The sequence below is a fragment of the Limnohabitans sp. WS1 genome, assembly GCF_003063265.1.
In the GTDB taxonomy this organism is placed as follows: Bacteria; Pseudomonadota; Gammaproteobacteria; order Burkholderiales; family Burkholderiaceae_C; genus Limnohabitans_A.
In genome coordinates this window covers 1-2,977 of the sequence record NZ_NERU01000037.1, presented here as the reverse complement: position 1 = coordinate 2,977, position 2,977 = coordinate 1, and the positions used below count along the sequence as shown (strand labels likewise).

At 64.4% G+C, this 2,977-nt stretch carries 1 protein-coding gene; it reads left to right on the top strand.

The window, feature by feature from the left end; all coding sequences use genetic code 11:
* Window positions 1–2,977 (top strand): Ig-like domain-containing protein (locus B9Z48_RS21255; RefSeq protein WP_146186352.1); only part of this gene is annotated, 2,977 nt, incomplete at both ends.

Here is a 2,977-nt window from a genome sequence, read left to right as displayed (position 1 = left end):
ACGTCAAAGTGCGCGTGATGGACGCGGCAGGCAACCAACGCACACAAGACTACAGCTTCACCCTGGACAGCACAGCGCCCACAGCGGCCGTGCTCACCTTGGTGTGCGACAGCGGCAGCCAAGCGGGTGACCAACTCACCAACAACGGAGCCCTCAACGTGGTGGCCGAAGCCGGTGCCACGCTGGAGTACAGCACCAACGCCAGCAGTACAGACCCCACCTGGAGCAGCACCTTTGCGGCCGCAGACGGCGCCAACACCGTCAGCGTGCGCGTGACCGACAAGGCGGGCAACGTCAGCAGCACCTCCAGCCTGAGCTTCACGCTGGACAAAACAGCGCCCGTGGCCGCCAGCGTCAGCTTGGTGTGCGACAGCGGCCTGACCGCCGTGGCCAACAACGACAAAATCAGCCACACCGGCACACTGGCGGTGCAAACAGCAGAAACCGCAGGGCTGATTGAATACAGCACCGACGGCCTGAGCTGGGCCGCCACCTTGGCCGCAGCCGAAGGCGTGAACAACGTCAAAGTGCGCGTGACCGATGCGGCAGGCAACCTGGGCGCAGTCACCGACTACGCCTTCACACTGGACACCCAAGCGCCTGCAGCGCCCGTATTGGGCCTGGTGTGCGACAGCGGCCTGTTGGGCAGCGACAAGATCACCCAAAACGGCGCATTCAGCGCCACCACAAGCGAAGTGGGCGCGACACTGCAATACAGCACAGACGGCGTGGCCTGGAGCAACACCTTTGTGGCGGCCGAAGGCAGCAACACCGTCAAGGCACGGGTGTTGGACGCCGCAGGCAACGCAGGCGCAGCCAGCACGCTGAGCTTCACGCTGGACACACTCATCAGCAAACCCAGTGTGGCGCTCAGCTGCGACAGCGGTGCCAGCAGCAGCGACAAAATCACGCGCAGCGGTGCGCTGAGCCTGAACAACGTGGACAGCGACGCCCAAGTGCAATACAGCACCGACGGCCAAACCTGGACCAGCAGCTTCACGGCGGTGGAGGGCAGCAACAGCGTGAGCGTCAAAGTGACGGACGCGGCAGGCAATGTGGCCACCTCGGACACCCTGGTGTTCCAGCTGCGCACGCTGGACGCGGTCTTCACACTGAAGCTGGACAACACCAGCAACAGCGGCAGCCAGACCGACTTGGTGACCAACGACGTGACCCCCACGATCAGCGGCACGGGCACCACGGGCGACATCATCCAGGTGACGATGCCCGGCACAGGCGAAGTGCTCAGCACCACGGTGGCCGCTGACGGCACGTGGAGCGTGACACCCACGATGGACGTGGCCAGCGGCAGCGTGAGCGTGACGGCCACCAACGCTGCGGGCGTGGTGAGTGCGCCCAAGACACTGCCTTTGGTGATGGACACGGCAGTGGCCACACCTACAGTGGCCCTGGTGTGCGACAGCGGCACCAGCAGCAGCGACAAGATCAGCCGAGACGGCAGCCTCGTGGTGGGCAACCTGGAAGCAGGCTCAACCGTCGAGTACAGCACCAATGGCTCAATGTGGGGCACGACCTTCGCAGCCACAGAAGGCAGCAACACGGTCCAAGTGCGCCAGACCGACACAGCAGGCAACGTCAGCGCATCCAGCAGCCTGAGCTTCACGCTCGACACCACAGCGCCCACGCCCGCCGTCAGCATCAACGCCATTGGCGGCGACGACGCCCTGAGCCCTGCGGACGCGGTGCAAACCCAGACCGGCATCACCGGCAGCGTGACCAATGCCCGCGAAGGCGACCTGGTCAAAGTGCTGGTCAACGGCCAAACCTTCAGCGCCACCGTGGACGCGCTGGGCAACTACAGCGTCAGCGTGGCCACGGCCGACCTGATTGCTGACCAAGGCTCAGAAATCGAAGTCGTGCTCATGGCCAGCGACGCGGCAGGCAACACCCACATGGTCTCGGACACCCGCACCTACAAGGTGGACATCACCGTGCCCACGGTGCAAAGCATCGTGCTCGACAAGAGCGCCCTCAAAGTGGGCGAAACCGCCACCGTCACCATCACCTTCAGCGAGAAAGTCAAAGCCTTTGACCTGTCGGACCTGACCGCCGACAACGGCACGCTGACGGGCTTGGCCACAGCCGACAGCGGCCTGACCTGGACCGCCACACTCACACCGACGGCCAGCATCGAAGACACCACCAACGTGGTCAAAGTGCTGGCCAACTACACCGACCTGTCGGACAACCTGGGCACCGCAGCCACCAGCGGCAACTACAGCGTGGAAACCCTGGCCCCCACAGCCACCCTCCAACTGGCCGACGAAGCACTCAAGGCCGGTGAGACCACTACGCTGACCATCACCTTCAGCGAGAAGGTCAGCAACTTCAGCAACACCGACGTCACCGTGGCCAATGGCAGCCTGGGCACGCTCAGCAGCACGGACGGCATCGTCTGGACCGGCACCTTCACGCCCAGCGTGAACCTGGAAGACGCCACCAACGTCATCACACTGGCCAACACCTACACCGACGTGGCCGGCAACGCAGGCCAAAGCGCAGACAGCGGCAACTACAGCGTGGACACCAAGGCCCCCACGGCCAGCGTCACCCTCACGGACAACACCAACGCGGCCATCACCAGCCTCACGGCCGGTCAAAGCGCCAAAGTCACCATCACCTTCAGCGAAGCGGTCAAAGACTTCAGCAACGCCGACGTCACCGCGCCCAACGGCACCCTGAGCACTCTGGCCAGCACCGACGGCGGCACCACCTGGACGGCCACCTTCACGCCGAGCGCCAACGTCGAAGTCGCCGCCAACAGCATCAGCGTCAATCCCGCTGCGTACAGCGACTTGGCCGACAACGCAGGCAGCGCAGCCTCCAGCGCTACTTACGCCGTCGACACCCAAGGCCCCACCGCCAGCATCAGCATCAGCGACAGCGCCTTGACTGCAGGCGAGACCGCCCAAGTGACGATCAGCTTCTCAGAGAAAGTCACCGGCTTTGACAACAC